We start from the raw sequence: 24,453 nt of genomic DNA on the forward strand, positions 1-24,453 counted from the left end.
TTTTCAAAGGGTTAGTCGCTTACTCTTTAAGAAACTCGATCCAATTAACGAAACTCATAACAGTTGGCCAATAAAAAATGGGGCCGAAGCCCCACTCTTAACTGCTGGATATTGCCTAGAACTTCATCTTCACTGAAAGATAACTGAAGCTACCTTCTGGGTCATACACCGAAGGGTCATAACCATTCAAAGAACAGCTATAACATGCTGGTGGATGCGCATTAAATGCATTGTTAACACCCACAGTTAACTCCATATCCATGCCTTCCAGTTCAGGGAAATAGCTAAATTGGAAGTCACTATAAGTACGAGAATCCAGCTCATTAGTTGACAGTGATTCGTCTGCCGTATTTGGGTTAGAGCATAATCCAAGTGCCGTCAAACTATCGGGAGTACCGTTAAGAAAATCACTACAGGATTCCGTCAAACTATCGACATGACGAATGGTCCAGTTAAACGACAAGTTTTCATACTTCCAGCCCATAGCAAGACGTGACTTCCACTCGGGGATACCAGTGTTATTCTCCTCACGACCAGCCAAATCTCGGCCATTCTCTACATATTCATCAACAAAAGTATTTACCCAGCTTACATCCAACATACCCCAGTCATATTGAGGACTGGTGTAGTTAACAGTTATGTCATAACCTGAAGTTTCAATACTACCGATATTTACCAGTCGGTTGTCAATTGCTCGTATTGTTCCTCCAGCAGTTCGGTCAATATCATCACAAAATGGTGAAGTTATATCAGCCACACACTCATCGATTTTAAGCTGTGCGTTCTGTGGCTCAATCGCATCCTTCAACTCATGTTTATAATAAGTCCCCTTAAAATCAAGCGTATTGATCCAGTCTACGTTCCATTCTGGGCTGTAAACAAAACCTAGGGTGCTACTATCAGAAGTCTCAGCGGCTAATTGAGGATTACCGCCTGTTATTACTGAGATTTGACTATTAACCTGCTCATAAGTATCAGGGACACCTAATGCCGCACAGTTGTCTCCAACAGGAGTTCCCACAACATAATTACTACAGTGATCGGTTAATGGTTCATCAAAACGTGAATCACTCACAAATAACTCGCCGATACTCGGTGCTCGGAACCCTTCTGAGCTTGAGCCTCTCAACATAAAGCTATCAGTAATTCTCCATAAAACGCCAAACTTAGTCGTAGTCTCAGAGCCGAAAGTACTATAGTCAGAGTTTCTCGCCGCTAGAGTTAAAGTTAACTCTTCAGCTGCACTCATGTTGGCTAAAAGCGGAACTCTAAACTCAGTATAGTATTCATCTACTTCATAAGAGCCACTTGTAGGCGAAGATGGTACACCATTACTGTTTCCGGCAACCACGAGCGCATCTGGTTGGTAAAAACCACGATACTCACGTGACTCGATACCTGCTGCGAAAGAGGCATACCCCGCTGGCATCTCAAACAAATCACCTGTAATGTTAGCAGAAATGGTATCGATCACATTCTCACTCTGATCAGTGAGTACTGGTTGAATATAATCCAGCATGTCTTGAGTAATAGTCCCAGAACCATTCCCCTGTCCACCAAAAATATTAAGTGGTACGCAGCCAGCCAGGGCCTGACAGTCTGCTAAAGGACCAAGCGCATTTTTAATATGGCGAATGTTATAACTGCCATAGGTGGTTTGCTTGGCCTCATTTTTACCGTGCGTGTAGTTAACATCCCAATAAAAACTATTGTCGCCGGCAATAAAGTCACCGTTAAAACCCATACCAACATAGGTGGTATCAACATTTTGTTTAAATATACGTGGGCCACCTTCAATAGGACGACGACCAATGAAGATTAAGTTGTTTTCATCCAGCGTCATGCCAAAAGGATTATATGGGTTGGTTTCATGAATACTGACTGTATCTGCTAAACCACCTGTACCGGCATCTGGGCCAAGAAATAAAGGTTCTGGAGCAGCTCGGTTAGTCGATTTACGGTTATTGAACAATGCTTTCGTGTAAAAGTTAACACTGTTGGTCAACTGATAATCTGCTTGTCCAAAAATCGAGGTTCGCTGACTTGGTGTTACATACAGATTGTACTCAGCATAGTTGTAGCGATCGTTATTAGTGAAGGAATGGAAGTCATCATTCGGTCCACCCGGGTTATTTGGATCATAAGTTGGCATACCGGTGACGCCATTATTAATGGTCAAGTTATTTACATCCGGATTCCCGTCGCCATCATTATCTTGTCCGAAGAACAGAAAGCGGCCCTGCGGTGTACCCGAACTACCTCGAGTCAAGCCCGTATTAGGTAATGGCAAAGCAGATAACTCACGCTCGATAGAGTCAACCGCTTCTTGTTCGTAATGACTGACATTAAAAAAGACACGATGCTTATCACCTGAAGCACCAAACGCTAGGTCAAACTGACTGGTTTCGCCGTCGCCCTCATCAAACATACCGCCATAAGCGTTAAACTCCATACCATCAAAGTCTTTACGCGTAATAACGTTAACCACACCAGCAATGGCATCAGAACCATAAATCGATGAAGCGCCATCTTCAAGAATTTCAATGCGATCAATCATACTGATTGGAATCGTATTTAAATCGACAGAATTTGATACACCCGATGCTGACGAGCCATTAACCCAGCGAATACCATCAACCAAAACCAAGGTTCTTTTTGCATTCATATGGCGCAGTGAAACTTGAGAAGCTCCGGCACCGATTCCACCACCATCAGGCGGGAAGCCAAAGTTACCGCTACTGTTAAAACGAGTGTTTAATGCAGAGCCTGCAGCGGGTAAACGAGCAAGGATGTCACCTACCGTTTTCATACCTGTCTGCTCAAGATATTCACGGTCGAGAACCTGTACTGGATTAGCCCCTTCAGCTTGCGCCTGACGAATACGAGAACCGGTAATAACAATGCTCTCAGCATCAGCGCTAGTGTCTTCTTCCGCAGCTATGGTGGAGTTACTGAAGCCTAACGCGGTAAGTACTGCGCCAGCCACCAATAACTGTTTTACGGGTGGAAAAAAGAAATTTTTATCCATGATAATCCCCATTTGTTATTTATTAATTGATTATAAGTGCTTGATCTTTATTGACTTAAAAAGATACAAGCTCCGGCGTTATAGCTTAATCAATACTGAATAACAATTGAGATTTATTTAAAGTGTGAAGTGATTAGACTTTGTACATTAGGTTACGCGTAACGCTTTGTAAGAGTTTGCCGTCGTCTGTAAGGCTATTTCCTCTGCACTCTCTTCCCTCAATTCAACCAAGGTATTGAAGTTTTGGAAGATATTCAAAGGACTGTTGTGATCTTTTTCGCACCCAGCTGGCATCATATCTGGTGCATCAGTTTCTAATACGATATCCGTCAGCGGCAACTTGGTAGCTAGTTCCCTCAGCTTTACTGAACGCTCGTAGGTCATAGCCCCACCAAACCCTAACTTAAAACCAAGCTCTCGGTAGCGCTCAGCCTGCTGCAGACTGCCATTAAAGGCATGGACGATACCACCCTCTTGGAACTTCATGCCCTTTAAATACAGCAAAACATCTTCGTGGGCTTTTCTAACATGAAGTACAATCGGTAACTGGCATGACTTTGCAATTTCAACTTGTGTCTTAAATAACGCAATCTGCACTTTGCGATCGAGATTCTTTTCATAAAAGTCCAAGCCTATTTCACCAATCGCGGCCAAGGGCTTTATACCTACCGCCAACTCTAAATCATGAATATGTTCTTTTCGATGTTCCTTCAAAAACATCGGATGTAAGCCTAAAGCAACCTGAACACCATCCTTAATTGCAGCTAGCTGGCGGATAAACCGCCAGTTTTCTTTTCTCACACCAGGAATCAAAACACCTTCTATTCCGACTTTCCGCATTTGCTCAAAAATAGCATCACGATCATTATCAAAGACTGGAAAGTCTAAATGGCAGTGGCTGTCGAATAATCGAATATTGGGTGTTTTGTGCTTAGGCTTAAACATGGTGTTAGTAAATCCTAGTCTTAGTGCTCTCGTGTTTCTAAGAAGGTAACATCAGGCCAACGCTCCATGGCTAGATTTAAATTAACCATGGTCGGCGCTAAGTAACTCCAGTTATCCCCACCATCAAGAGCGATGTTATCGGCATTTTTGCGTTTGAACTCTTCAAACATCTTTTCATTATCACAAGTGACCCAGCGTGCAGTCGCCACACTCACCTGATCATAGATACACTCTACTTTATATTCATTTTTTAATCGAGCTGCAACCACATCAAACTGCAACACACCAACTGCACCCAAGATCAGGTCGTTTGAATTTTGCGGCCTAAAGACCTGCGTCGCGCCCTCTTCTGAGAGCTGAACCAGTCCTTTCAATAATGCTTTATTCTTCATTGGATCGCGCAAGCGCACGCGGCGGAACAGCTCAGGTGCAAAGTTTGGAATGCCACGGAACTTAAGTTCTTCACCTTCGGTAAAAGTATCACCAATTTGGATCGTACCGTGATTATGCAAACCAATAATGTCTCCCGCATAGGCTTCTTCGAGATGCTCACGATCTCCTGCCAAGAACGTTAGCGCATTATTGACAGCAATATCTCGACCAAGACGAACATGACGCATTTTCATACCCTTTTGGTATTTACCACTACAAATTCTCACGAAGGCAATACGGTCACGGTGCTGGGGATCCATGTTGGCTTGAATTTTGAACACGAACCCTGTGAACTTGTCTTCCGTCGCCGGTACATCACGGTTATCCGTTTCACGCGGCAAAGGTGATGGCGCCCACTCAACCAAACCATCCAACATGTGATCAACACCGAAGTTGCCCAAAGCAGTACCAAAAAACACAGGTGTCAACTGACCATCAAGGAATTCCTGAAGATCAAACTCATGACTCGCGCCTAACACCAACTCAAGCTCATCACGGAGATCGGCAGCCAAACTACCAATCGCCTGATCCAATTCAGGGTTATCTAACCCTTCAATCACACGTTCTTCTTGAATGGTATGGCCTAAACCAGACTTATAGAGATAGGTTTTATCTTCGAGCAAATGGTAAACACCTTTAAACTGTTTACCCATACCAATCGGCCATGACACAGGTGCGCACTTAATCTTAAGTACGTCTTCGACCTCATCCAACAGCTCAATAGGATCACGAATATCACGATCCATTTTGTTCATAAAAGTCACAATTGGCGTATCGCGCAAACGACAGACCTCCATCAACTTAATGGTCCGCGCCTCGACACCCTTAGCACCATCAATAACCATTAGAGCAGAATCGACAGCGGTTAAAGTTCGATAAGTATCCTCAGAGAAGTCTTCGTGGCCAGGCGTGTCTAAAAGGTTTACCACCTTGCCGCCATACGGAAACTGCATCACCGACGTCGTCACCGAAATACCACGCTCCTTTTCCATCTCCATCCAATCAGACGTCGCATGCTTTCCCTTACGGCCTTTAACCACACCGGCTTCTTGAATTTGCTTACCAAATAACAAGACCTTCTCAGTGATGGTCGTTTTACCCGCATCTGGGTGCGAAATAATTGCAAAAGTTCGACGATTCTCGATTTCAGACGTCAGTTTAGACATGCCACTCTCTTCAAGGTTAAAAGGATTGGGGACGCAAGCCCGCAAAAGCGGGCATTATAAGCTATTTCGGGGTGGATTCGCGACCACTAACCGCGTTATCTTGGCGCATCGCAAGTTTGGAGAAATCATGCCCTGTTGGCGACTGATGTAGACGCAAACCAAACTCTGGCAACACCGCAAAAATGTGATCAAAAATATCCGACTGAATATTCTCATACTCAGCCCATTTGGTGGTTGCAGTGAAGGCATAAACTTCAATCGGAATACCCGTCGATGATGACTGCCCCTGACGCACTAGAAGCACCAAGTCTTGACGAATATCGTCCCGATTCTTGAGGTAATTCAAAAGATACGCTCTAAAAGTCCCCAAGTTGGTTAAGCGACGTCCATTGGCACGAGAACTCAAATCAAACTGATGTTCCTCGTTGTATTGGCTAATTTCCTTCTGACGCTCTTCAAGGTAAGGCTCCAATAAACGTGCCCGTTTAAGACGAGCAACATCTTCATCGGATAAAAACTCCACGCTCGTTGCATCCACCAAAACCTGACGCATGATTCGGCGACCGCCGACTTCCATCATCCCTCGCCAGTTTTTAAAGGAATCAGAGATTAGGGCGTAGGTTGGAACGGTGGTAATCGTTTGATCCCAATTGCGTACTTTTACCGTGGTCAAAGCAATTTCAATCACATCACCATCAGCGCCGTAGGATGGCATTTCTAGCCAGTCACCAACTTCCAACATATCATTTGCTGATAACTGAACCCCCGCCACCAACCCGAGGATCGGATCTTTAAAGACCAGCATCACCACCGCGGTCATCGCGCCTAAACCGCTTAATATAATCAGCGGTGATTTACCGGCTAACGCCGAAATCGCTAAAATGATGACGACTATAGTGGCAACCAATTTAACGCTTTGGAACAAACCTCTTAGCGGTAAACCTCTGAAGCGAGACTCGCCTTGTGAAATGTCTAATAAGGCATCAAGCAGTGAAAAAGCCGATAGCAAAATATAAAGTAAGACCCAAAGCAAAGAGGTCGTTAGAACCCACTCAAGGACCGCGGTTTCAGGTTTTAACCACAACCCAGCCTGAATATAAATAATGATACCCTGAACCACTAGAGCAATACGGGTGAATAACTTGCGTTCAAAAAATGCTTTGCGCCAATGTTTTTGTGACTTTTTGGCCATTCGGTCAACAAAGCGAAGAACAATTCGGTGGAAAATGAAATGAATGGCTATCGAAATGAGTAAAATAAGCCCGAGAACCATAACCAAGGCAGTAATGTCCGTAAACTCATATCCTTGGGCCTGTAACCACTGACTAAATTTTTGCTGCATGTCAGAACCTTGTTTAACGATAATTGGTGACTAGTCTACCAACAAGCCCGTCGGTGTTGAAGGTAACTCATCTAAAGAACGGCGCATCACCACCGCATCTTCGCGCTGCTCGTCTTTTGGGTAATAGCTGGAGCGACGCCCTATTTCCTCAAACCCTTCCTTGCGGTAGAACGATAGAGCCGGCTGGTTAGACTCCCTGACTTCTAATAAAACACTTTTCATCCCGGCTTGCTTTGAATGCTGGTAGAGCGAATGCATTAATTGACTGGCGTAGCCACGACCTTGAAGCTTCGGGGTCGTAGTGATATTCATCAAGTTACACTCGTCGTACAAATAATTGAAAACCACGTAAGCAACCACGCCCCCCTTAATCTCTAAGACTAAACTGGGGTACTCCTGCTCAATACAGCTGAGGTGAATACTTTCTTTCCAAGGATGTTCGTGAGCGTCTTGCTCGATCGCGACCAGCTGCTCTAAATCAGTGGCTTCCAGCGGTCGGATAATAGACTCTAGCGGCATTAGTGTAATCGCTGGAGCAAACTCCACCAGTCTCGTTTATTGGCCACAGAAAAGTCTAAGTCTGGCGCCGGAATACTAGGATGGTCAAGCGACTCACCCAAGCCACAGGCAATTACTTTGCCTTTGCATTGCTCTATAGGTGTGGTCAGTTCAGAGGAAGGAGACAGCTCTGCAAGCGCAGCTGAGAATGGTTGCTCTAACCACAGCCTCCACGCAAACTCCATTTGTTTCAACGCCGCTTGCGCCTTGCTTTTATCAGCACCTGTGGCAACGACAAAAATAAAGTCAGCTTGTGAGTCACCTTGAATAAAACTGATAGTGACGGCATCGTTTTGTATCACCGCTTCAGAGTCACTTGGCTCATCACCAGCCGCCGCATGCACATCTTCGTTTTCAACTTGAGAAGCTTTTTCTTCTGCCTGATCGTTTAGAGGCACCCAAACAGGTACCTCTAACGCATCAAGATAAGCTCGATTCCAGTGAGACATGATTACCGCTTTATCAAACTTAATAAATCTTCATCTAAAATATCGTGCTTTTTGTCGGCGAGTTTTTTAAAGGCAACAAACGCCTCTTTTAAATCATCGCTATTTTCAAACTGCACACCTAGCTCGGCTAAATGGCTCTTGAATGCATTTCGCCCTGAGTGCTTGCCTAAAACCATACGATTGTTAGCCCAACCCACATCTTCAGCACGCATAATTTCATAAGTTTCGCGATTTTTAAGAACGCCATCTTGGTGGATGCCCGACTCATGAGCAAACGCATTATCACCCACAATCGCTTTATTTGGCTGCACTGGGAAACCAGTCACTTTCGATACCAATTGCGACGTCGGTACGATGTGGCGCGTATCAATATCCAACTCCACATTAAAGTAGTCTGGACGCGTTTTTATCGCCATGACCACTTCTTCTAGCGACGCATTACCCGCGCGCTCACCTAAGCCGTTAATCGTGCACTCTACCTGACGAGCACCCTTCTGCACTGCGGCCAAAGAGTTTGCTACAGCTAAACCTAAGTCATTATGACAATGAACTGAGAAAATCGCTTTATCAGAATTTGGAATACGCTTAATCAACTGCTCGATAGTGTTAGCGTATTGATCGGGCATGTTATAACCCACAGTATCAGGGATATTAATGGTACGAGCGCCAGCATCAATCACTTGCTCAATAATACGGCACATGAAATCGAGATCGGAACGCCCAGCATCTTCACATGAAAACTCAACGTCATCACAAAGACTGCGCGCCAGTGAGACAGACTTCACTGCTTGCTCAATAACCTGCTCCGGCTCCATCTGAAGCTTGTACTTCATGTGCAAAGGTGAGGTTGCAATAAAGGTATGAATACGCCCCGAGTTGGCGCCTTTAAGCGCATCACCAGCGACTTCAATATCTTTAGCGACAGCACGCGATAACGAACAAATCGTACTGTCTTTAATAGTATCAGCAACCAACTTCACTGCTTCAAAATCACCAGGACTCGCTACGGCAAAACCCGCTTCGATCACATCCACTTTCATCTTTTCTAGCTGCTGCGCGATTTCTAATTTTTCTTCTTTATCCATTGACGCGCCAGGACTTTGCTCGCCATCACGCAAAGTCGTATCAAAAATAACTAATTTATCTTTTGACATATATTCGGTCTCTTTCAATTATAAATGTAGTGCCAACGCTTACGTGGCCTAGCTATATCATAAACTTAATACCCTAGAATACCAAATAATGGCGCTGAAAGATAAGTCCGTAACACTGGTTCGACAACCGAATATCTTATTGATTTACATGAAAAAGGCGCCAAACGGCGCCTTAAAACTTTGTCCAATAATTAGTCAACCACACTTAATCAACCACACCGGATATTTCGTCATTTGAGTAATCATCAACTTGAATCACGTCCATACGCGCGGTTTCAGCATCCGTAAGGAGTTGTTTTTCCTCTTGGTTGATAATGCCTTTCTCTATCGCTTGTTCAATTCGTTCCATGTTGGTTAGGTTTTTATCGAGATCTTTGGCTTTCATCGCTTTACGAAGTTTGTAGCGAACCTCATCCGCAGCCAACACCTTTTTAAAGGCTAACTCGACACGCCCCGTAACATCATCGTCTGCTTTACCGACGTAAGCATACTGAGTAATGCGATCGCGAATTTCGCAATCTTTCATCATCGGTAACACCAACTCTCGCTCTAATGTATCTGAAGGCCTGCTAAAACTTTTACCATAAGGGAAAGCAATAACTTTTAATAGCTTACCAACAGCTTTGTTTGGGAAGTTGTCATAGAAATCATAGAACGCTTCTTGGATTTTATGGAGACCATACTCCATGTTCCAACAAACATAAGGTAAGTCTGCTAATGGTCGCTCTTGATCTTCATAATACTTCAGCACCGTAGAGCACAAGTACAAATGACTTAAGACATCGGCCAAGCGCGCTGATAAACGTTCCTTACGTTTGAGGTCACCGCCTAGCACACTCATCGCAACGTCAGACGTCAAAGCTAAAGCCGAACTCATACGCGTTAATTGCTGGTAATACTTACCGGTTTCACCGGCCACAGGTTTGTCTGCAATTTTTGCCGCTGTAACCCCTAGCCCCAGTGTTCTAAAGAAGTTGCTCACGCCGTAACCAATATGACGGAACAGTAAACTGTCAAAGCGCTTAACCCCTTCTTCTTCATCATCAAGTTGCGCTGCTAACATTTCACGCAACACGTAAGGATGGCAGCGAATAGCCCCTTGACCAAAAATCATGAGGTTGCGAGTTAGAATGTTTGCACCTTCGACCGTAATACCGATCGGTTGGCTCATATAGCCATTCGCCAAATAATTACGCTCACCCATGATAATGGCACGCCCGGCATGCACGTCCATCGAATGGTTCATGATGTCACGCCCCATCTCTGTCATGTGATATTTAGCAATGGCTGACACCACCGAAGGCTTCACACCAAGATCAACCGCACCAGCCGTCATCAAACGACTTGCCTCAGTACGATAAGCAAGACCAGCAATCTGTGCCATGGCTTCTTCAACACCTTCAAAGCGACCAATCGGCAATTTGAATTGCTCACGCACTAGCGCATACGCACCAGTCATACGGTAGGACAATTTTGCTACCGCCGTGCCCATCGCCGGTAACGAAATAGAGCGCCCCGCCGCTAAGCTTTCCATCAACATACGCCAACCTTGGCCGGCGTACTCTTGACCACCGATTAACATGCTCATCGGAATGAACACATCGTTACCGGTTGTAGTACCGTTCATGAAGGCTTGGTTCATCGGTAAGTGTCGACGACCAATCTCAACCCCGGGATGATCCGCAGGGATCAAAGCACAAGTAATACCATAATCGTCTTTGTCGCTATCACCCAACAAACCTTCTGGGTCGTATAATTTAAAGGCCAGACCAACAATCGTCGCCACAGGCGCTAATGTGATGTAGCGCTTATTCCAGGTAATACGAATACCCAGTGTTTCTTCGCCATTAAATTCGCCTTTACACACAATTCCTTTATCCGGAATAGCACCAGCGTCTGAACCAGCCACCGGTGAAGTCAAAGCAAAGCATGGAATGTCCTTACCTTCAGCCAAACGCGGTAAATAATGGTCTTTTTGTTCTTGTGTCCCATAATGCAACAAAAGCTCACCAGGACCTAAGGAGTTAGGCACCATTACCGTCACCGCAGCACTGCCGCTGCGCGTCGCGATTTTTGTGACTACTGTTGAGTGCGCTAATGCAGAAAAACCTTTACCACCGTACTCTTTAGGGATAATCATACCTAAAAAGCCTTTATCCTTAATAAACTGCCAAACTTCTGGTGGCAAGTCTTTGCGTTTATGGACGATATCCCAATCATCCAACATCGAGCAAAGCTCTTCCGTTTCATTATCAACAAAAGCTTGCTCTTCTTCAGTTAACTCAGGTTTTTTATAATTAAGCAGTGTGTCCCACTTTGGTTTGCCACGAAACAATTCTGCTTCCCACCAAACATCGCCCGCTTCCAGTGCTGTTTTTTCAGTATCAGTCATCGGCGGTAAGACTTTTTGCATAAAGCGATACAGTTTACGTGAGATCCAGTCCACACGAAGATCAGGTAAGTAATAAAATAGTGATACCACCGCGTAAATAACTAACGACGCATAAAAGCCCCAAGAGTTATCAAATACAAACAGTAGTACGACAAGAGCCACACCATTAATAAGCATTGCGTTTTTCATGGCTAAGCGTTGGTAGGCACAAAACCCCACCACGACTAACATGATTAACAGCTCAATCAACCCAATCATTATTTATCCTCAATACCTTCAACGAATTATGCTTTCATACCAGCGGCTAAAAACGGGACCATTTCTTCAATCACGTCTTTAACATCCAGGCTACGATTAAAGTCAGCTTCTGAAATTTGCCTAAGCGCATCACTACCAGCCAACGTAAAAATTAAACTACCCAACATATAATGTAAGCGCCAAAAGATTTGGTCATTACTGAGCTGCGGGTAACCTTTTTGGAATAAGTGTGTAAAGCGAACCAAAACATGCCCATAACGTTCCGTGACGTACCGGCGCAAATGCCCTTGAGTTTCGGCGTAGGCTCTACCCAGTAAACGCATGAAAATAGATACCGCGTTTTTTCGTGTGTTATTTAACGACAACAAAGGCTCAATCAGCGCTGACAATAAGGTTTCAGCCTGAAGCTCCTCAACAGGTTCTTTCTCAAGCTCATTCAAGCGAATGCTTAATTGGGTAGTGAAATCCTGTAGAAAGCGGTCGAATACCGCCTGAATCAACGACTTCTTAGAACCAAAGTGATAATTGACACTGGCTAAATTGACCTTAGCTCGGCCAGTAATGGTTCTTAAGCTAGTTTCAGCAAAACCCCGCTCTGCAAAGAGAAACTCAGCAGCATCAAGGATTCTGGTCTGGGTAGAATCATGTAAACTCATAAATAGTAAGCTATCGCACAATAAAACACTTGTTTGAAACATACGTTCAAAACGGAATTTTGTCAAGACAAATGCATAATAGGTGTGAGAAGTGACTCGCCGTCTATAAAAAAGTAACGTTATAAGTTAAAGACAGATCAAATCAAAAAAAAAGAAACGAAAATTTGGATGCTCAATAAAGGAGGTTGGAAAAGCCAGTGAAACTAAGTTATCAATCTAACCACTGATCAAGATCATCATAGCTGAACGGCCAAAATAATTTTTTATCGGTTAAATCATTTTTCAAAACTGGAATACTGGTTCGATATTCTTCTAAAATTTTTTCATCATCAATAATATCAAAAGTGATAATGTCATAACGTGATACTAAATTTTTTTGTTGGTTTAAAGCTAAAATCATCGCTTCAACTTTTTCGCATAAGTGACAACCAAAAGTTGTATAAAAAATTATTTTTTGCTTATTTGGCATAGTTTTTAATAAAAAACATCAAAAAACAGTTCAATAAGGCAACTTTATCATAATTAATGTTTAACATTACAAATTCTTTTCGTATAATTTGATTGAAATTTAATCAAAACATCACACGACAAATAGGGGAAACAATCATGGCTAGACAACCCATTAAATCTGCGGCTAAAAAATCCAAGCCAAAGTCTCCAACAGTAAAACAGCTTGAAGCTGCTGAAAAGAAAACTGCAACTGCAGCTAAGAAAGCTCGTGACGCTGCCAAGAAAGCAAATGACAAAGCTAAGGTTGCTGCTAAAAAAGCAAAAGACAAAGCTAATAAAACGAACAAAGCTGCTGCAAAGAAAGCCAAAGATGCAGCGCGTAAAGCTAAAACAGCTGTTAGCCAAGCTGTAAAAGCTCAAGATAAAGCAAAACAAGCACTAGCCGACGGTAAAGCAGTTGCTAGAAAACAAGACGCTCTAGAGAAAGCAATTGCCAAGTTTGAAAAAGACTGGGCTGCTAAAGAAGAGAAAAAAGTTAAAGCTGCAGAGAAAAAGCGTGTTGCACGTGAAAAAGCAGCAGCTAAGAAAGCAGCAGCTAAGAAAAAAGCTGCTGAAAAGAAAAAGAAAGCAAAAGCTAAGGCTAAAGCTGCAGCAGCTAAAAAGAAAGCTGCTACAAAAAAGAAAGCTCCAGCCAAGAAGAAAGCTCCTGCAAAGAAAAAGTCAGCTAAGAAAAAAGCACCAGCCAAGAAAAAGGCTCCTGCTAAAAAGAAAGCCCCAGCTAAGAAAAAAGCTCCGGCTAAGAAGAAAGCTGCTACAAAAAAGAAAGCTCCAGCTAAGAAACGTGTTACTAAGAAGAAAAAGTAATACGACTGTAGAGTTTTACGTAAAACGAAAAAGCCCAGCGGATGCTGGGCTTTTTTTATGAATGCTGGATTAACCAACAACGATGATGATTTCGACTATTCTTAAAGTCTGGCGGTAAGGTTTTACCCGTTATTTCCTGAACCTGATACTGTTCACCAATAGCCTCCTCCATCACAAACTTCTTAAAGTTATTCGAGAAATAGAGCTTCCCTTTAGGGGCAAGCAAGCTCATTGTCAGAGAAATGAGCTGCTCCTGATCACGCTGAACGTCAAAAGTCGTCTCCATTCGTTTAGAGTTGGAGAAGGTTGGTGGATCTAAGAAGATGACATCATACTGACGCTCACCCGACTGCTCTTCCAACCATTGCATACAGTCCGATTGAACAAAGCTATGCCCATAGGGCGTAATACCGTTAAGACTAAAATTCTTTTTAGCCCAGTCTAGGTAGGTCTTTGACATGTCGACCGTCGTCGTCGAGGCGCCGCCCATAGCCGCATAAACACTTACCGAACCGGTGTAGGCAAATAAATTCAGAAATTTCTTACCCTCAACATCGTTCATCAGCATTTTTCGAGTTTTTCGATGATCTAAGAAAAGCCCCGTATCAAGGTATTGCTTTAAATTAACCTGAAACTTAAAGCCATGTTCATACACCACCTTAAAGTCCTCATCACCGGACTGCTTCGTGTATTGTTGCTTCCCTTTCTGACGCTGACGCTGTTTTAAATGAACATTAACCTCAGGGATCTCTAGTAATCCCGCAGTTACTCTGACAATATCCTGCAAACGTTTGCGGCTAACTTTGTCTGGGATCTCTTTAGGTGGCATATATTCTTGAATATGAACTTCATTCTCATACACATCAATCACTGCCGCATACTCAGGAAGATCCGCATCATACAAACGGTAACAGCTAACGTCATTTTGTTTGAGGTAAGACTTTAAGCGCTGCATATTTTTGCGCATACGATTTTTTAACATCACAGCGCCTTCAGCTAAATTATTTTCCCAGTCCCGATTCCACTTTGTCGGATCAAAAGGTTTGTAATAGTTGTCTTCAGTAACCTCAAACAGATAAAGTTTGCAATCCAGCGCGCCGTTTTTGAACTTATACTGCTTATGAGAGCGTATCCCTACAGCTTTGGCAAACTGTTCATCCGTAGTGATAAAGGCCGCTTTCCAACCGTCGCAACGCACCTTCATATAGTCGCCAAAATCACGATACAACTGAGTGACTTGCTCTTCTTCACCTAACCGCTCAGCATAAGGAGGGTTCGAAAGGAGTAATCCTTTATCACTAATGGCTTCTTTTTTCGGGTGACGAATATCTTGTTCTTCAATAGTGATAAATTCTGCTAGGCCACTCGCTTGGCAGTTATCTTTAGCTAAGGGTAAGTTCTTACGGAAACTGTCACTGCCGTAGAAGTGGTTTTTAAGCCCTTGCTTGCCCTTTTCAGCAATATCCATAGCATCGGTTAAAACCTCTTGCCACAGCGCCTCATCATGCTGTTTCCATGATTTAAAGGCGTATTCAGGCTTGAGCAAACCTGGTGCTATCTTGGCTGCCATCATTGCAGCTTCAATAAGCAAGGTTCCGCTACCACACATCGGATCATGAAAGTCATAACCTTGCTCGGCTAGAGCAGGCCAATCAGCTCGCAACAAGAGTGCTGCGGCTAAGTTTTCTTTTATCGGCGCGCGGCCACCCTCTTCACGATAACCACGCTGATTTAGACCGTGCCCACATAAATCGATACCGACTTTAATCTGATTGCCGTTTACCAGCGCATGCACGCGATAATCAGGGTTCTCTTTATCTACCGATGGACGCTGCTCATAACGCTCTGTGAAGTAATCGACAATAGCGTCTTTGACCTTCTGACCACCGAAGCCTGAGTGACGAATATGCTTGTTCTTTCGGGCGACACAATTCACTAGAAAAGTTTGTTTAAAATCATAATGCCAGCTCCACTCAATGGTATTAACCTTTTGATAAAGCTCATCCACAGAGTCAAAATTATCGTCTAGCAAGCATAAATACACTCTATTCGCTAATCGAGAATGTAAGCAACTGGTATAAGCCAGCTTGAGATCACCCTCAAAGGCAATGTGCGTAGGATGTTCTTTTATATTGGTTGCGCCAAAAGACTCAAGTTCGTCGGCAAGCAAACCTTCGACACCTTTAGGACAAATCGCGTAAAACTGCATAATGATTCTCGATTATCAATAAATGTTAGCGACCGAATCGCTCTTGAATTGCTGTAGCGGCGCTGTGTACCAGCTCAGGACCTTCATAAATAAAGCCCGAATAGACTTGAACCAAAGAGGCTCCCGCTTCAATTTTTTCGACAGCAGTTTCAGCGTTATGAATCCCACCAACCCCTATCACTGGAATTTTATGGTTCATCGCTTCAACTAAGCGCTGAATAACTTTGGTTGACTGAGTGGCTAGTGGTTTGCCACTTAAACCACCTTGCTCATCGGCATTATCCATCCCTTTAACTTGGCTTCTGTCAAAGGTGGTATTGGTCGCGATGACGCCATCCATTTCGAATTGAGTAAAGGTTTCTGCTAACTCCTGAATATTATCGCTCGACAAATCAGGCGCAATCTTAATCGCAAGTGGCTTGTAGACACCGTATTCCTTGTGTAGCTGATGTTGTTTCTCTTTTAAACTGCCCAACAGAGCTTTTAAAGTCTCTCCAAACTGCAAGTCACGTAAACCAGGAGTATTTGGCGAAGAAATATTCACCACCATATAATCCGCTTTTTGATAGATTTTCTCCATCCCGATCAAGTAATCGTCAACAGCACTCTCTACTGGGGTATCAAAGTTCTTACCAATATTGATGCCTAGCACACCGTCATAACTCGCGCCGTTAACGTTTTCCAACAACTGCTCAACGCCGTCATTGTTAAAGCCCATGCGATTCACAATCGCTTCAGCTTCTTTAATTCTAAACAACCGTGGCTTAGGGTTACCGGGCTGGGGGCGAGGCGTTACCGTACCAACTTCCACAAAGCCAAATCCCAGACTACTGAGGGCATCGACATACTCACCATTTTTGTCTAAACCAGCAGCCAAGCCAACACGATTAGGGAACTTGATGCCCATCACTTCCACCGGGTCATCCACTGCTGGCTTTGCCAGTAAGCCTGTCAGACTCAATTTTTGTGCCAGCTTTAGTGAGTTCAGTGAGAGATGATGTGAACGCTCAGCATCGAGCTGGAATAAGATAGAACGGAGTAACGAATACATAAAATTCCCAATCAGTACAGTATGTTAGGCTAGAAAAGCAAAGGCCAGCATTGAAAGCTGGCCTATTTTAACGTATTTGTCTGTTTGTTGGCAGTTATTCTTTCTCCTGCCACTTACCATTCTTATAAAACGCCGCCCAACCGCTGGCCTTACCATCATCTTTAACGCCAGCAACATACTGTTCCTTGGTTTTACGGCTGAACTTCACAAAAGTTCGATTACCGTCAGGATCTTTCACCGGCGCTTTGGCCAAGAATTTATACTTAGGATCTAGCTGGTCTTCAACTAACTTAACCTCGTCTACCGCTGGCGCTCGTGTTTCGCGGTTCTTTGGAAACTTACTCGCGGCCAAGAAAATACCCGCAGCACCATCACGCAGCACATAGTGATCATCCACTTTTTCACACTGCAAGTCCGGCATTGGGATCGGATCCGCTTTTGGCGGTGCCGGCTCACCATTTTTTAGGAGCTTACGTGTATTTTTACAATCTTCACTGGTGCAGCCAAAATATTTACCGAAGCGACCGGTCTTAAGCTGCATTTCACTACCACACTTGTCACAATCTAAGACTGGACCGTCGTAGCCTTTAATTTTGTACTCGCCCTTTTCAATTTCGTAACCGTCACAATCAGGGTTATTACCACAGATGAACAGCTTCGTTTGTTCATCCACTAAATAATCATCCATGGTCGAGTTACACTTAGGGCAACGTTTGCGACTGTGAAGGTAACGCGCCTCTTCATCGTCATCAGCAGCGACAAACTCTTCGCCCGGAATCAAGTTCACCGTATTTTTGCAGCGCTCTTTAGGCGGTAAGGAGTAACCCGTACAGCCTAAGAAAACGCCCGTACTGGCATTCCTAATCGCTAAATGATGTTCACCACACTTTTCACACTGAATCTCAGTTTCAACAGCTTCATTGCGACGCATACCGCCGTCGTCTTCAGATTGATCAGCTTTTTTCAGTTGTTCGGAAAACTCATCATAAAATTCATCCAGCGTAATTCGCCAGTCAGAGCGTCCCTTTGCGATTTCATCCAAGTGCTTTTCCATCGTTGCGGTAAAAGAGTAATCCAATAAATCATCGAAACTCTCAACCAAACGATCAGTAACAATTTCACCCATCTTTTGCGCGTAAAATCGCTTATTATCAAGCCGCACGTAGCCACGATCTTGAATCGTCGAAATAATTGATGCGTAAGTTGATGGACGACCAATGCCACGCTTTTCTAACTCTTTCACCAACGCCGCTTCAGAGTAACGCGCTGGCGGTTTCGTAAAGTGCTGCTTAGGATCGAGCTTCTGTAACCTAAGCGCTTCGCCTTCTTTAACATTCGGCAGTTCTTGGTCTTCTTTACTACGGCTTTGCATCGGCTGAACCTTTGTCCAACCATCAAATCTCATCACGCGACCACGAGCTTTCAGCTCATAATCACCAGCCGTCACTTTAAGGCTCGTCACATCAAACTCAGCCGGAGTCATCTGGCATGCCACAAATTGACGCCAAATCAGTTCATAAAGACGCTCCGCATCTTTTTCCATATTTTTCAGCTGAGTCACACGAACATTCACATCCGACGGACGTATCGCTTCGTGCGCTTCTTGAGCACCCTCTTTACTGGAGTAGATATTTGGGTCACTCGGTAAATACTTAGCGCCATATTGATCATTAATATGATCGCGACAAGCCGCCACAGCATCCTGACTCAAGTTCATGGAGTCGGTACGCATGTAGGTAATATAACCCGCTTCATACAAGCGCTGCGCCATCATCATGGTTTTCTTCACACCATAACCTAAACGCGTACTTGCTGCTTGTTGCAAAGTTGAAGTAATAAAAGGTTTAGGTGCTTTACTTTTTTGCGGCTTATCTTCACGAGATGAAACGCTATAACTGTGTTGCTTTAGCTCTTCTAACGCTTTATTGGTATCCGCTTCATTGGTTGGCTTAAAAGTCTTACCTTGATGCTTGTTAACCATCAAACGCAGCTCATTATCGCTCTGCGTCAAGGTATCTGCATGAACATCCCAATATTCTTCAGGAATAAAAGCACGGATCTCACGTTCACGCTCTACCAGCAGACGTACCGCTACAGATTGCACTCGCCCTGCTGATAAACCCCGTGAAATTTTACGCCATAACAGTGGCGACACCATAAAGCCAACCACACGATCTAAGAAACGACGCGCCTGCTGGGCATGAACATAATTCATGTCCAAGATACCCGGCTTTTGGAACGCTTCTTGAATCGCTTTTTTTGTAATTTCGTTAAAGATAACGCGCTTAAAGCGTGTATCTTCACCACCTAAAGACTCGCGTAAGTGCCAGGCAATGGCCTCTCCTTCTCTATCCAAATCCGTTGCGAGATAGATTTCATCGGCGTCTTTAGCCAGTTTTTTTAATTCGTTTAATACTTTTTCTTTTCCGGGTAACACCTCATAAGTCGCATCCCAGCCTTGTTCAGGGTTAATCCCCATGCGGTCAAACAGCGCTTGTTTTTCTTTGCGTGCTTTATGCTTGGCTTTTTCTTCTGGCGACAGCTTACGGGTTTCAGCAGCCTTTCGCGCACGCTCTTTAGCGTCCACCGGCTTCTTTTTTGAACCTGTTGGCAAGTCACGGATATGGCCTACACTGGACTTAACCACGTAGTCATTACCAAGATATTTGTTGATGGTTTTCGCCTTTGCTGGCGACTCCACGATCACTAAGGATTTACCCATAAAAGAATCTTTTTCTTTGAAATCAATGATTTACTAGTTTTATATATACAAAAAACAGGGCAACTAATGTGGGCTGACCTGTCTATCCTTTTTTATTAATAACAATCAAAGCTAGTCGGTGTCTACCTTTATTTTACTTTAACCGACTTTTTGTTGGCCTATTGGTTGGGTAAACAGTAGGCCATCTTAAGATTAGTATTCTCGTAACACTTGATGTGCAGGTTGGTTTAAAAGGTGACGCAATCCCAACCAGCCAGTGATTCCAATAAAGCTTACGCTTAGTAGCGGAACCCACAACCAGTACCAAGGATGAAGCACCAGATCGATGTCGAAAGCTTGCGAGTACAGAATATTAACCAAGACTTCGCCGCCTATGACACCAAGCACCCCGGAGAATAAACCCAGCAATACCAGTTCGGCTAAAATACTGGCACGGATAAACTTCTTGCGAGCCCCTAATGCTTTTAATAGCGTTGCCGATAACAAGCGCTCTTCTCGACTGACTTGAAGCACCGCATACAACACCGCAATTCCGGCTAGCAGCACGAACAGCATAATAAACTCAACCGCCATGGTGACCTGATCGAGAATCGACTGAACCTGCTCCATAATGGCATCAAGTTCAATAATGGTTACGGTTGGCATCTGCTTTAAGATCTGGTTCAGCACAGGCTTATCTTCAAGCGGCAAATGAAAACTGGTGATATAACTCGCCGGAAAACCATCGAGCCCACCCGGTTCAAAAATAATAAAGAAGTTCGGCTGGAACGAATCCCACTGAATAGAGCGTAGGTTTGTAATTTCACCCTCAACCTCTAAACCACCGATTGAAAACTTGAGAACATCTCCAATCTCAAGCCCCAACCGTTCAGCCAACTCTTCACCGACAGACAATTCCGCGCGGTCATCAGCAACATCGGCCTCAGACCACCACTCGCCCTTAGTCACTGCATTCGCTTTAGGGACGTCAGCCATCCACGTTAGGTTCAGCTCACGACGAACCGCACCGACGCGTTGCTCGTTTTCATCCAGAGCTTCCTCCAGCGACATATCGTTTAAACCAACCACGCGGCCACGCACCATCGGATAAATCCCCTCGGTACTGACGTTACTCTCTTCAAGTAACTGCTCCAGCGGTTCAACTTCTTGTTCTTGCACATTGACTAAGAAATGGTTTGGCGCGCCTTCTGGTAACTGACTTTGCCACTCGCTCAAGAGTTCACTGCGCAACAATACCGTCGACAACATAATGATAAACGCCAAGCCAAAAGCGCTGATTTGGCTGATAGTAAAGGCTGGATATTGCTTTAACTGACCGACACCAAAGCGTATCGGCAGTGATCCTCGCTTACTCAACCACACGCCCACTTTGAAAATAAACCAAGCGATTAGGCGTATCAAAAGATAAGTCACCACGGCAACGGCTAAGAGTATCCCAACTAATAAGGTTGACTGACTTTGCCACCACATCAATAACGCCATGACACTGATTGCCAATAAATAAATGATCCAACTCGACATCGCTCTCGGCAGCAATTCTTTTCTCAACACTCGCAGCGGCGGAACTTTGGCAATTTGTAGAAATGACGGCAAGGCAAAGCCTAGCAATACCACCAAACCACTCAATGTCCCGGTTAACACGGGCGCCAGACCAACGCCAACCATGGGTTTTGGTAAGAAATCAGAGAATTGATTAATGATCAGCGACTGAAGGCCTAAACCTAACGCCAAACCAAGTCCTGAGCCAATCAAACCGATCATCAACAGTTGCCATAAATACAGTTTATGGACCTGACGGATCTGCATGCCTAGACAACGATAAATCGCTGAGTAATCAAAATGTCGCTGACTATAACGACCAGCGGCAACGGCAATCGCTACACCAGCCAAAACAACCGAGATCAAACTCGCTAAGCGTAAAAAAGTTTCAGCGCGATCCAGTGCAGCCTTAAGCGCTGGCGTACCTTCTTTGCCGCCAGTGATCTTTTGCGATGGATTTTTCTGCGACTTTAACCACTGAATATAAGGCTCGCGTATATCGGGCTGACCTGCAATAAACAAGGTGTGCTGTAAACGACTACCTTCTTGAACGATGTTGGCTTTTTGCACATCCTCAAGATTAATCAACACTTTCGGCGCTACGTTAAACACTTCGCTCGCTTGGCCGGGAGCCGCCACGATAACACCGTCGACAGTAAGTTGAATCGAACCAAAATCGATGGTATCGCCAACCTCAACCCCTAAAATGCCTAAGATTCTAGGCTCAAGCCAAATAGTCCCGGGCTTAGGCTGGGCTTGTTGCACGACGCCTTGGGTAAAGGGTTTATCCGCAATTTCAATGGTGCCTTTCAGCGGGAACTTGCCACCCAGTGCTCTTACACTGACTAACTGAAAATTATCACTATTGGATAACACGGTTGCGAACGATTGCGACTTAGTGATCGCTAAACCATCGCTAACTCCACGCTCAATCCATGACTCATCAACCGCTCTTGGCGAATCGAAGGTATAATCTGCCCCCAAGAACTCACTGCTCTGCTCGCCCATAGCCCGATGAACTCGGTCCGTGATCGAGCCAATCGCCACCATCGCCATTACCGCAATGGTTAGTGCGAACAACAAGACTTTGACTTCGCCAGCGTTCCAGTCACGGCGAAAAGTGCGTAACGCCATTCTCAACATAATTATTGCTCCGCAGCCTGATCTTGAGAAACTTGATCTTGCAAAACTTGCTCTTGAGAAGCTTCGGCAGCATTATCAGCAACCACTTTACCGCCTTCCAAACGAACAATGCGCTGACAGCGTTCTGCTAAACGGTCATCATGGGTCACTAACACTAACGTTGTCCCTAACTGCTTATTTAAATCGAATAATAAGTCACTAACCTTGTCACCATTCTTTGTATCAAGGTTTCCCGTCGGCTCGTCGGCAAAAAGGATTTTAGGCTCACTAGCAAAAGCGCGCGCAATCGCTACTCGCTGTTGCTCACCACCTGATAGTTGGTTTGGGTAATGCTGTAAGCGGTCTTTTAACCCCACTTTTTCCAACAGTTCAGTAGCACGCTGCTTAGCGCGGTCCTGCTCTTTCAACTCAATAGGCAGCATCACATTTTCCAGCGCACTCAAGCCGGGTAACAAATGGAACGACTGGAACACAAAGCCAACATTGTGCGCCCTCACGGCAGCACGCTGATCTTCATCCAACTCGTGCAAAGGCTCGCCTGCTAAGTGAACTTCGCCCCCCGTCGGCAGGTCTAAGCCAGCCAGTAGTGACAATAATGTTGACTTACCAGAACCGGATACACCAACAATAGCAACCGTATCCCGTTCATTTACGGTTAAACTAACGTCAGATAGAATGGTTAAATCATGACCTTGAGAGTTAACAGTTTTGGTTAATTCTTGTGTTCGTAACATAATTTCGACAAACCTTGAGATAATAATTGACTCGTATGAATCGACTAATCAGTAATAGCAAACTTACCATGTTTAAAAAACTTTGTGCCCAAATTTTGTTTCCAGTTGTTACAGTGCTGACTTTATTGCTCGCGCTGCCACTGCATGCGGAGACAACTGAACAGGGCAAAATTCTTGTTTTAGGCGATAGCCTAAGCTCAGGCTATAACTTTAGCCCTGAAAAAACATGGGTTGCCCTATTAGACAAGAAACTGAGTGAAGAAAACATCAATTATCAGGTCATCAACAGCAGTATCAGCGGTGATACCACCACACAGGGCCTACAACGCTTACCCAAACTGCTGGAAGTTCATAAACCCGACATGGTGATTATTGAACTAGGCGGTAACGACGGTATTCGCGGCTTCCCGCCAAAAACCATCAAAAATAACCTCGATCAGTTGGTCAAGATGTCAAAACAATCCGATGCCGAAGTGCTACTGTTAGGCCTGCGAATCTTCCCTAACTACGGTGAACGCTATGCCGACGCCTTCTTCAACAACTACCAAAAAGTCGCTGACAGTAATAATATCGCCCTCGTCCCCTTCTTCCTAGAAAACGTCGGCGGTAAAGACGACCTCATGCAAAAAGACGGCGTCCACCCCAATGAAAAAGCACAACCCATTCTGCTCGACAACGTCTGGCCGAAGGTGCAGGAAGTGTTGAGCTCACCTGAATAAAATCAGGCGAGATATAAAATTTAAAAATTAGGACACATGCTTGTATTTAAGTAGCTTTATAGCTAGCATAGCCAGCTTGGTGGAGGCTATCTAAATGGATTTACATTGAATAAAATTCCAACATACATCGTTATTTTAAGCACAGCTATTCTACTATTTGGTGGGCTTGCTATTTTTTCTTTATTTTCCGAAGCTGCTGATGAGAATACGCTTCAAGAAATATCCGAAGCTCCTCTGGCTTTATTTCTTGGTGTTGGAATCCCAATATATATACTTGAAGCCCTCTGCTTTACTGTTATCACTATTGAGCTAAGCGCAAAGTTCGCAAGGTCTACTTGGCTTGGTGCGATCTTAGGTATACTAGCCTATGGGGTTTTATATCACTGGTCCAATGGCGCTTTCTCTATTCTGATATCTAGCTGGATTGTATTGGTGCTCAACAGCAGTTACATTATTCTACGTAAACGCTCACGCAAAATCGGCATTGCTTCAACAATAGCACATAAGTTAGCTTTCTTTTTCTTCGCAGTCTACAGCATATACATGTAGGTACACGCTTAAGACCTTGGAAATAAGATCTGTAGGTGCTTAGATCAAATATTCTCTTTGGTTACTTTCTCTTGCATGAAGACTGAAAGGAAT

The 24,453-nt window shown here is 44.3% G+C and carries 17 protein-coding genes and 1 pseudogene; 3 read left to right on the plus strand and 15 right to left on the minus strand.

Going from position 1 to position 24,453, the window contains the following annotated elements; all coding sequences use genetic code 11:
- Window positions 1-115: 115 nt before the first annotated feature.
- From ABD943_RS02820 to ABD943_RS02865, 10 genes and pseudogenes are all read right to left on the minus strand, one after another.
- On the minus strand, window positions 116-3,028 hold the full coding sequence (locus tag ABD943_RS02820) for a TonB-dependent receptor plug domain-containing protein (protein WP_345291671.1): 2,913 nt from the start codon (window positions 3,026-3,028) through the stop codon (window positions 116-118).
- A gap of 147 nt (window positions 3,029-3,175) precedes the next feature.
- Window positions 3,176-3,973: a TatD family hydrolase gene (locus ABD943_RS02825; protein WP_345291672.1), complete on the minus strand. Its 798-nt coding sequence runs from the start codon at window positions 3,971-3,973 to the stop codon at window positions 3,176-3,178.
- A 20-nt stretch (window positions 3,974-3,993) separates the two neighbouring features.
- Window positions 3,994-5,571, minus strand: a complete 1,578-nt coding sequence (prfC, locus tag ABD943_RS02830; protein ID WP_345291673.1) for a peptide chain release factor 3 — start codon at window positions 5,569-5,571, stop codon at window positions 3,994-3,996.
- A gap of 61 nt (window positions 5,572-5,632) precedes the next feature.
- A complete protein-coding gene (locus ABD943_RS02835; RefSeq protein WP_345291674.1) occupies window positions 5,633-6,913 on the minus strand; it encodes a mechanosensitive ion channel family protein in 1,281 nt (426 codons plus the stop codon).
- Window positions 6,914-6,943: 30 nt separating this feature from the next.
- Window positions 6,944-7,459 carry a ribosomal protein S18-alanine N-acetyltransferase gene (gene rimI / locus ABD943_RS02840; protein WP_345291675.1) on the minus strand — a complete coding sequence of 172 codons (516 nt, stop codon included), beginning with the start codon at window positions 7,457-7,459 and terminating at the stop codon, window positions 6,944-6,946.
- Window positions 7,432-7,920, minus strand: coding sequence for a hypothetical protein (locus ABD943_RS02845; RefSeq protein ID WP_345291676.1), 489 nt, complete (start codon window positions 7,918-7,920; stop codon window positions 7,432-7,434). The genes rimI and ABD943_RS02845 overlap by 28 nt, the downstream gene beginning before the upstream one ends.
- An 11-nt stretch (window positions 7,921-7,931) precedes the next feature.
- Window positions 7,932-9,074, minus strand: a pseudogene (locus tag ABD943_RS02850) (2-isopropylmalate synthase); the annotation flags it as partial.
- A 205-nt stretch (window positions 9,075-9,279) separates the two neighbouring features.
- Window positions 9,280-11,724, minus strand: a complete 2,445-nt coding sequence (locus ABD943_RS02855) for an acyl-CoA dehydrogenase (protein ID WP_345291677.1) — start codon at window positions 11,722-11,724, stop codon at window positions 9,280-9,282.
- Window positions 11,725-11,750: 26 nt separating this feature from the next.
- A complete protein-coding gene (locus tag ABD943_RS02860) occupies window positions 11,751-12,380 on the minus strand; it encodes a TetR/AcrR family transcriptional regulator (RefSeq protein ID WP_345291678.1) in 630 nt (209 codons plus the stop codon).
- Between the two features lie 211 nt (window positions 12,381-12,591).
- Window positions 12,592-12,849: a glutaredoxin family protein gene (locus ABD943_RS02865; protein ID WP_345291679.1), complete on the minus strand. Its 258-nt coding sequence runs from the start codon at window positions 12,847-12,849 to the stop codon at window positions 12,592-12,594.
- 137 nt (window positions 12,850-12,986) lie between these two features.
- On the opposite strand from ABD943_RS02865, the gene ABD943_RS02870 reads away from it, so the two are divergent.
- Window positions 12,987-13,694 carry a hypothetical protein gene (locus tag ABD943_RS02870; protein ID WP_345291680.1) on the plus strand — a complete coding sequence of 236 codons (708 nt, stop codon included), beginning with the start codon at window positions 12,987-12,989 and terminating at the stop codon, window positions 13,692-13,694.
- Window positions 13,695-13,749: 55 nt separating this feature from the next.
- Here ABD943_RS02870 and rlmKL read toward each other — a convergent pair whose 3' ends face one another.
- From rlmKL to ABD943_RS02895, 5 genes are all read right to left on the minus strand, one after another.
- The gene (gene rlmKL / locus ABD943_RS02875) at window positions 13,750-15,903 is read right to left on the minus strand and encodes a bifunctional 23S rRNA (guanine(2069)-N(7))-methyltransferase RlmK/23S rRNA (guanine(2445)-N(2))-methyltransferase RlmL (protein ID WP_345291681.1); all 2,154 of its coding nucleotides are present in this window, start codon (window positions 15,901-15,903) and stop codon (window positions 13,750-13,752) included.
- 25 nt (window positions 15,904-15,928) lie between these two features.
- Window positions 15,929-16,954, minus strand: coding sequence for a quinone-dependent dihydroorotate dehydrogenase (locus ABD943_RS02880; RefSeq protein ID WP_345291682.1), 1,026 nt, complete (start codon window positions 16,952-16,954; stop codon window positions 15,929-15,931).
- 94 nt (window positions 16,955-17,048) lie between these two features.
- Entirely contained in the window at window positions 17,049-19,676 is a 2,628-nt protein-coding gene (gene topA / locus ABD943_RS02885; protein ID WP_345291683.1) for a type I DNA topoisomerase, read from the minus strand.
- Between the two features lie 192 nt (window positions 19,677-19,868).
- Entirely contained in the window at window positions 19,869-22,358 is a 2,490-nt protein-coding gene (locus ABD943_RS02890; protein ID WP_345291684.1) for an ABC transporter permease, read from the minus strand.
- A 2-nt stretch (window positions 22,359-22,360) separates the two neighbouring features.
- Window positions 22,361-23,092, minus strand: a complete 732-nt coding sequence (locus ABD943_RS02895; protein WP_345291685.1) for an ABC transporter ATP-binding protein — start codon at window positions 23,090-23,092, stop codon at window positions 22,361-22,363.
- Between the two features lie 68 nt (window positions 23,093-23,160).
- Here ABD943_RS02895 and ABD943_RS02900 point away from each other — a divergent pair, with 68 nt between their 5' ends.
- On the plus strand, window positions 23,161-23,811 hold the full coding sequence (locus ABD943_RS02900) for an arylesterase (RefSeq protein ID WP_345291686.1): 651 nt from the start codon (window positions 23,161-23,163) through the stop codon (window positions 23,809-23,811).
- Window positions 23,812-23,916: 105 nt separating this feature from the next.
- Window positions 23,917-24,360 (plus strand): hypothetical protein, encoded by a 444-nt coding sequence (locus ABD943_RS02905; RefSeq protein ID WP_345291687.1) that lies wholly within the window; start codon window positions 23,917-23,919, stop codon window positions 24,358-24,360.
- The last annotated feature ends 93 nt before the right edge of the window (window positions 24,361-24,453 follow it).

It is taken from the genome of Kangiella marina (genome assembly GCF_039541235.1).
Lineage (GTDB): Bacteria > Pseudomonadota > Gammaproteobacteria > Enterobacterales > Kangiellaceae > Kangiella > Kangiella marina.

Bases quoted from the DNA above. Each gene is read 5' to 3' on its own strand.
- ABD943_RS02820 (WP_345291671.1), bottom strand. From the start codon at position 3,028: ATGGATAAAAATTTCTTTTTTCCACCCGTAAAACAGTTATTGGTGGCT.
- ABD943_RS02825 (WP_345291672.1), bottom strand. From the start codon at position 3,973: ATGTTTAAGCCTAAGCACAAAACACCCAATATTCGATTATTCGACAGC.
- prfC (WP_345291673.1), bottom strand. From the start codon at position 5,571: ATGTCTAAACTGACGTCTGAAATCGAGAATCGTCGAACTTTTGCAATT.
- ABD943_RS02835 (WP_345291674.1), bottom strand. From the start codon at position 6,913: ATGCAGCAAAAATTTAGTCAGTGGTTACAGGCCCAAGGATATGAGTTT.
- ABD943_RS02845 (WP_345291676.1), bottom strand. From the start codon at position 7,920: ATGTCTCACTGGAATCGAGCTTATCTTGATGCGTTAGAGGTACCTGTT.
- ABD943_RS02855 (WP_345291677.1), bottom strand. From the start codon at position 11,724: ATGATTGGGTTGATTGAGCTGTTAATCATGTTAGTCGTGGTGGGGTTT.
- ABD943_RS02860 (WP_345291678.1), bottom strand. From the start codon at position 12,380: ATGAGTTTACATGATTCTACCCAGACCAGAATCCTTGATGCTGCTGAG.
- ABD943_RS02865 (WP_345291679.1), bottom strand. From the start codon at position 12,849: ATGCCAAATAAGCAAAAAATAATTTTTTATACAACTTTTGGTTGTCAC.
- ABD943_RS02870 (WP_345291680.1), top strand. From the start codon at position 12,987: ATGGCTAGACAACCCATTAAATCTGCGGCTAAAAAATCCAAGCCAAAG.
- rlmKL (WP_345291681.1), bottom strand. From the start codon at position 15,903: ATGCAGTTTTACGCGATTTGTCCTAAAGGTGTCGAAGGTTTGCTTGCC.
- ABD943_RS02880 (WP_345291682.1), bottom strand. From the start codon at position 16,954: ATGTATTCGTTACTCCGTTCTATCTTATTCCAGCTCGATGCTGAGCGT.
- topA (WP_345291683.1), bottom strand. From the start codon at position 19,676: ATGGGTAAATCCTTAGTGATCGTGGAGTCGCCAGCAAAGGCGAAAACC.
- ABD943_RS02890 (WP_345291684.1), bottom strand. From the start codon at position 22,358: ATGTTGAGAATGGCGTTACGCACTTTTCGCCGTGACTGGAACGCTGGC.
- ABD943_RS02895 (WP_345291685.1), bottom strand. From the start codon at position 23,092: ATGTTACGAACACAAGAATTAACCAAAACTGTTAACTCTCAAGGTCAT.
- ABD943_RS02900 (WP_345291686.1), top strand. From the start codon at position 23,161: ATGTTTAAAAAACTTTGTGCCCAAATTTTGTTTCCAGTTGTTACAGTG.